We start from the raw sequence: 6,450 nt of genomic DNA, 5'->3' as shown, positions 1-6,450 counted from the left end.
AGCCGCTCCCCGGCAACCCCGCCAAAATCGCGCAGAGCCAAACAACGAGCTGGCGCCCCGTTCCCACGCAGCGCCCCGAAAACCGCGCAACGGACCGGACCCGCGTCAGAACGATCCGCTCAATCAGCATCCGCAGGCATCCGCCGCCTCAGGCCGCTCGTCGGACTGGCCCAGCGCGCCCGCCACGCCGCGACCTTGCTCACAGAGATCGTCGCAGCGTTCGGCAGAAAGTCGGGCGTATCCACTGGGGCCATCCGCGAGCAGGGCGGTCAGCTCCGCCTTGTGGGCTTCAAGCTCGGTCATCTTCTCCTTCACCGACGGGTGGTACATGCCGTCGGTGATCGCCTCGACGAGCCGTCGCCGACATCTTCACGTGAATGGTGAGCTCCGGCTCGGCAAACTCGGGCCGAGCACTCAAAATCGGCACATCGAAGGGCAGGAGGAAGCCGCGTTTACCGGATTGGCGGCGCCTATTGCAAGCTGCCGTTCATCGAAAGCGCATTCTGCCCGCGTGCGATCTTGAGTGGCGCCTGCTGGCGGTCCCCTTCGTCGACACCCGACGATTTCAGAGGCGCCACAGCGGCCCTACAGGCAATTCGGCCGGCTATCAGGTTCTCGGCTCTGCCATGACTCCGCTGAATCGAAGAGGCGCCGCGCTGCCCCGCATCTTTCGCTCCTGCTACGGCAGGTCGATCCGGTAGCGCACCATCGCTAACCGCCGTGTGTATAAGCCCGCCGAATAGCGGCCGGAAATAAATCATAGCGCGCTGCGGTCCCGTTCCGAAGCGCGCCCGCTAAGATCACTGCGACGCCGATCGAAAGGGCGTCCAGCTGCCGAACGCGACGGCCTCCCGGACCTGCGATCTCGCCAGCCGACAAAACGGGGAACCACAATGACCGCCCAGATGTCAGCCGGAGGCTATCTTCCGGCAGCAGCATTCACACTGGCACTCGGCCTTGCGGCCGCGGCACCGGCCTCTGCCCAGCAGGGTAGCATCCCGCTACCCGCCGGGCTCAAATCGGCCGGGCAGATCGTCGTCGGCATCGAGACCACCTATCCGCCGATGGCCTACAAGGACCCGAAGACCAATGAGCGGGCCGGCTTCAATGTCGAGCTCGTCAATGCGATCGCTCGGGAACTCGGCGTCTCGGTCAAATGGGAGGAGATGAGCTTCGAGCAGCTCATGACCTCGCTGACGACCGGCCGCATCGACATGATCGGCACCGCGATCAGCGACCTGCCCTCCCGCCGCGACAAGCTCACCTTCATCGACTATCTCGCCACCGGCGCGCAGCCTTTTGCCCTGGCTGCCAAGGCCGGCGAACTGAAGAGCAATGCCGATCTGTGCGGCAAGACGGTCGGCGCGCCGCGCACCACGAGCTACATGCCGGTGACAGCGGCCTGGAGCGAGAAGAACTGCGCCGGCACCGGCAAGCCCGCGATCACGGTGAACGGCACGGCCGGCGCGACCGCGACGCGGCTCGAACTCAAGCAGGGCCGGCTGGATGCCGCCGTACTCGGCCCGGAATACGTCGCCTATCTGATGGCCGACGAGCCGAACACCTACGCCTTCGTCGGCGAACCGCTGAACAAGACGCTGTTCGGCCTCGCCTTCGAGAAGAAGAACAGCGAATTGCGCGACGCCGTCGCCAAGGCGACCGCGACCGTGATGAAGAACGGCGGCTACCAGCAGGCCCTGAAGAAATTCGGCCTTGAGCGGCAAAGCCTTTCCGAGCCCACCATCGACGCCGGCCAGTGATGCCGACCCACGAGATCGGCGCCGGCGGCCGGCGGATGAAGGCCGTGATGCTGGCACGCTTCGGCGATCCGCAGGCACTGGTCTGGGACGATGCCCCGGTCCCGTGCGCCGGACCGGGCGAGGTCGTGCTGCGCGTTCATGCAGCAGCCCTGAACTATGCCGATCTGCTGCAGCGTCGCGGCACCTACGGCATCGAGCAGAGCCTGCCGCGGATCATCGGCTACGAATGCTCGGGCACCGTCGCGGAAATCGGAGCGGGGGTGAGCGGCTGGAGTGTTGGCGATCCCGCCTGCGCCCTGGTTTCGAGCGGAGCCTATGCCAGCTTCGTTGTGGCGCCGGCAGCGCAGGTGCTGCCGGTCCCGGCCGGCATCGACCTGACGGAAGCCGCCGCGCTGCCCGAAGCGGCCTGCACGGTTTGGTCGAACATTCTCGACATTGGTGGCCTCCGGGCCGGCCAGAGCCTGCTCGTCCATGGCGGCGCCGGCGGCATCGGCTCCTTCGCCATCCAGGCCGGCAAGGCGATCGGTGCGCGCGTCTTCGCGACGGCCGGCAGTCTGGACAAGCAGCGGCGCTGCCGCGACTTTGGCGCCGACCGTGCGATATCCTATGCCGAAGAGGATTTCGTCGCCGTCATCGAAGCGGAGACCGGCGGGCATGGCGTCGACGTCATTCTCGACAATATGGGCGCCGCCTATCTCGGCCGGAACGTCGCGGCACTCGCCTTCGACGGACGCATCACCACGATCGGCCTGCAGGGCGGTCGTGACGCCGAGGTCAATCTCGGCGCCATGATGCGCAAGCGTGCCGCACTGTTCACGACCTCGCTGCGCGACCGGCCGCCCGCGGCCAAGGCGCGCATCGTCGCCGGGGTTCTGCGCGATCTGTGGCCGCATCTGGCCGGGGGGCGCATCCGGCCCGTCATCGACCGCAGCTTTCCGCTGGCGGAGGCCGCCGCCGCGCATCGCTACATGGAAAGCGGCAGCCATGTCGGAAAGATCCTGCTGATCGCGCCGGGTATCGCCGCCTAAGGCGGCTGCGAGCCTTTCACCTACTCATCGCCTTTTCCGACGACCTCAAGCCATCGAGGCCAGATGATCGCTGAACCCGAAAACCTCATCATCGTCCCACGCCGGCATTTCGGCCGGATCGTCGGCGCGGCGGTCGTCTGCCTTGCGCTCGCCGCGATCGTGCGCGCCTTCGCGGTCGGCCAGATCGAGTGGAATTATGTCGCCGAATTCCTGACCGTGCAGGCCATCCTGACGGGGCTCGTCAACACGATCGTCATGGCCATCCTGGCGATGCTGCTCGGCATTACGCTCGGCGTCGTCTTCGCGGTGATGCGCCTCTCGGCCAATCCCGTGCTGTCGAAGACGGCGATCGGCTATATCTGGTTCTTCCGGGCCGTGCCGGCGCTGCTGCAATTGCTGCTCTGGTTCAACCTCGCCCTGGTCTTCCCGACCATCGGCATTCCCGGCCTGTTCTCGTTCAAGACCGTCGACGTGATGACGCCCTTCGTCGCGGCGCTGCTGGGGCTCGGCATCCAGCAAGGGGCCTTCACTGCGGAAGTGGTCCGGGCCGGCCTGCTCTCGGTCGATAACGGCCAGTACGAGGCAGCGCAGACGCTGGGCATGACGCGGCTGAAGCTGCTGCGGCGGATCATCATGCCTCAGGCCATGCGCGTGATCGTGCCGCCGATCGGCAACGAGTTCATCGGCATGGTGAAGCTCACCTCGCTGGCGAGCGTGATCCAGTTCGCGGAGATCCTGCATAGCGCGCAGAACATCTACTATGCCAATTCGCGCGTCATCGAGCTGCTGATCGTGGCCGCGATCTGGTACATCGTCGTCGTCACCGTCCTCAGCCTGATCCAGGGCCGGATCGAGGCCTATTACGCCCGCGGCGTCGCCGCGCCGGCGCAACGCTGAGGAGCGTGGCCATGACCGAAACCCTCCCCCAGGCAACATTCCCAAAAGTCCGGACGATCGATGCCGACCATCTTGCCGGCGCCCCGCTCGTCCTCGCCCAGAAGGTTGAGAAGCATTTCGGCCACCTGAAGGTGTTGAAGGGCATCGATCTGGCGATCCCGAAGGGCGAGGTGCTCTGCATCATCGGCCCCTCCGGCTCCGGCAAAAGCACCTTCCTGCGCTGCATCAATCAGCTCGAGCGCATCGATGGCGGTGCGCTCTGGGTCTCCGGCGAACGCGTCGGCTATCACCGCGACGGCAACCGGCTCTACGAGCTAGACGACGCTGCAATCGCTCGCCAGCGCCGTTCGATCGGCATGGTGTTCCAGCGTTTCAACCTCTTCCCGCATCTCACCGCCCTGCAGAACATCATCGAGGGGCCGGTGCAGGTGCTGAGCGAGCCGGTCGCGGAAGCGACGGCCAGGGCGCTTGCGCTGCTCGAACGGGTCGGCCTCGCCGACAAGCGCGACGCCTATCCCTCGCAGCTCTCCGGCGGACAGCAGCAGCGCGTCGCCATCGCCCGTTCGCTCGCCATGCGCCCCGAATTGCTGCTCTTCGACGAACCGACCTCGGCGCTGGACCCGGAGCTGGTCTCCGAGGTGCTGAAGGTCATGCGCGACCTCGCGGAAACCGGGATGACCATGATCTGCGTCACCCACGAACTCGGTTTCGCCAGGGAGGTCGGCCACCGCGTCGCCTTCATGGACCAAGGGCAGATCGTCGAGCTCGGTGATCCGCGCTCCGTGCTCGTCGATCCCAGGGAGGCGCGCACCCGCGCCTTCATCAACGCCGTCCGCCACTGATCAAGAAGGGGAACACCATGTCGAAGACATCCATCCTGCTCGGCCTCTCGGCCATCGCGCTCTGCGCCACTGCCGGCTTCGCCCAGGCCCAGAGCCTGCCGGCACGCATCCTGGAGAAGAAGACGCTCTCCGTCGCCAATGTGCCGAACTACCCGCCATTGGAATTCAAGGATCCCAAGACCGGCGCGCTGACCGGGCTCGACATCGATCTCGGCAATGCGCTGGCCCAGAAGCTCGGCATCACCATCAAATGGGAGGAGATCAGCTTCGAGGCCATGATTCCGGCGCTGACCACCGGCCGTGTCGATATGATCCTGTCGGGCATGAGCGATCTGCCGACACGGCGCGAAACCCTCGATTTCGTCGACTATCTCGCCTCGGGCGCGCAGTTCTACACGAACGCCGATCGCAAGGACGAGTTCAAGGACCTCGCCGCGCTCTGCGGCAAGAAGGTCGGCGCCAGCCGCCGCACCTCCTTCCCGAAGGAAATGGAAGGCTGGAGCAAGGAGAATTGCGAGGCCAAGGGCAAGCCGGCCATGCAGATCGTCGGCACGGAGGGCTCGGCCGATGCCCGCACGCAATTGCGCCAGAAGCGCCTCGACGCCGCCGTGCAGGGCAGCGAGACCTTGCCCTATCTGATGAACCAGGAGCCCGGCGTCTACGCCATCCTCGGGACGCCCTTCACCACCGTCTACCAGGGCCTGGCTTTCGCCAAGAAGGACACCGAATTGCGCGATGCCGTCGCCAAGGCCTTCGCCACCATGCTGGCCGATGGCACCTATGCCGCCGTGCTGAAGAAATGGGAGCTCGGCGAGGCCAAGGTCGACAAGCTGATGATCAACGGCGAAGCCAAGAACTGATCACGTCATAATCCGCATTCGTCGCGCCCCGGCCATCCGGCGGGGGCGCTTTTCCTGAAAGACGCGTCTCATGCTGACCGATTTCCCTCACCGTGTCGCCAATCTCGCCGATCCCGCGCCGGACTACCCCTGGCCGGACGGCTATCGCAGCGCGGTCTTCCCCGCCTTCGACGTCGATGCCGAGACCGCCTGGTTGAACTATGATGCGAAGAACACCGACCGGCTGGTGACGCTCTCCCATGGCGGCTACGAGGAGCGGGTCGGCGTGCCGAAGATCCTCGAGCAGCTCCGCCTCCAGGAGATCAAGGCGACCTTCTTCATCCCGGGCTGGGTTGTCGAGGTGCATCCGGCGATGTGCGAAGCCATCGTCAAGGATGGCCACGAGATCGGCCATCACGGCTATTCGCACAAGCGGCCGGAGCCCGGAGACTTCGCCGTCGACAAGGAAGAGATCGACAAGACGCTCGACATCTTCAAGCGTATCCTCGGCGTCACGCCGGTCGGCTATCGCGCCCCCTCGGGTGAGAACTACGACGAGCTGCTCGGCTATCTCCGCGACAAGGGCATTCTCTATTCCTCCTCGTTCCGCGACGATATCCGCCCCTACCGCCACAAGCTGCGCGACGGCTCGAAAGGCCCGATCGAGCTGCCGGTGGACATGTATTTCGACGACTGGCTCTACGGCCTGTCGCAGCGCTTCTCGCCCCGCCCAATGTTCCCGAAGGAGCATGTGCTCTCGATCTGGAACGACGAGCTCGACCAGCTCCGCGAATGGGGCGGCCTCGTCTCGATGGTGATGCACCCGCAGGTCTCCGGCCGGCCGATGCGGATCGGCATCATGCGCGAATTCCTGGCCCGTGCCCGCGGTTTCGGAGACGTCTGGATCGCGACCGGCCAGCAGATCGCCGAGCATTTCATCGCGCAGGAAAAGAGGGCGGGCTGAGCGAAACCGTGCGCCCTTCCGGGCAACCTCGGTCATTCTCGGGCTTGACCCGAGAATCTCCGACCGGAAGAGGCGCCCGAACCTCCTTGTCACGAGATGCCCGGGGCAGGCCCGGGCATG

General features: G+C 65.6%; 7 protein-coding genes. 6 read left to right on the top strand and 1 reads right to left on the bottom strand.

Going from position 1 to position 6,450, the window contains the following annotated elements; translation table 11 throughout:
• Positions 1 to 123: 123 nt before the first annotated feature.
• Complete coding sequence (locus Q0Q02_RS17970) at positions 124 to 330, bottom strand: hypothetical protein (protein ID WP_293811379.1); 207 nt, start codon at positions 328 to 330, stop codon at positions 124 to 126.
• Positions 331 to 893: 563 nt separating this feature from the next.
• Between Q0Q02_RS17970 and Q0Q02_RS17965 the strand changes: the two genes are divergently transcribed.
• The 6 genes from Q0Q02_RS17965 (at position 894) to Q0Q02_RS17940 (ending at position 6,330) form a co-directional block, all read left to right on the top strand.
• A complete protein-coding gene (locus Q0Q02_RS17965) occupies positions 894 to 1,760 on the top strand; it encodes a transporter substrate-binding domain-containing protein (protein ID WP_293811377.1) in 867 nt (288 codons plus the stop codon).
• Positions 1,760 to 2,788: an NAD(P)H-quinone oxidoreductase gene (locus tag Q0Q02_RS17960; protein ID WP_293811375.1), complete on the top strand. Its 1,029-nt coding sequence runs from the start codon at positions 1,760 to 1,762 to the stop codon at positions 2,786 to 2,788. The genes Q0Q02_RS17965 and Q0Q02_RS17960 overlap by 1 nt, the downstream gene beginning before the upstream one ends.
• A 63-nt stretch (positions 2,789 to 2,851) precedes the next feature.
• Entirely contained in the window at positions 2,852 to 3,685 is an 834-nt protein-coding gene (locus tag Q0Q02_RS17955) for an amino acid ABC transporter permease (protein WP_293811373.1), read from the top strand.
• A gap of 11 nt (positions 3,686 to 3,696) precedes the next feature.
• On the top strand, positions 3,697 to 4,527 hold the full coding sequence (locus Q0Q02_RS17950) for an amino acid ABC transporter ATP-binding protein (RefSeq protein ID WP_293811371.1): 831 nt from the start codon (positions 3,697 to 3,699) through the stop codon (positions 4,525 to 4,527).
• A 17-nt stretch (positions 4,528 to 4,544) separates the two neighbouring features.
• On the top strand, positions 4,545 to 5,387 hold the full coding sequence (locus Q0Q02_RS17945) for an ABC transporter substrate-binding protein (RefSeq protein WP_293811369.1): 843 nt from the start codon (positions 4,545 to 4,547) through the stop codon (positions 5,385 to 5,387).
• A gap of 70 nt (positions 5,388 to 5,457) precedes the next feature.
• Positions 5,458 to 6,330 carry a polysaccharide deacetylase gene (locus Q0Q02_RS17940; protein WP_293811367.1) on the top strand — a complete coding sequence of 291 codons (873 nt, stop codon included), beginning with the start codon at positions 5,458 to 5,460 and terminating at the stop codon, positions 6,328 to 6,330.
• The last annotated feature ends 120 nt before the right edge of the window (positions 6,331 to 6,450 follow it).

The sequence above is a fragment of the uncultured Allobosea sp. genome (assembly GCF_945956895.1).
Taxonomy (GTDB): domain Bacteria; phylum Pseudomonadota; class Alphaproteobacteria; order Rhizobiales; family Beijerinckiaceae; genus Allobosea.
This window is presented reverse-complemented; position numbering and strand designations above follow the sequence as displayed.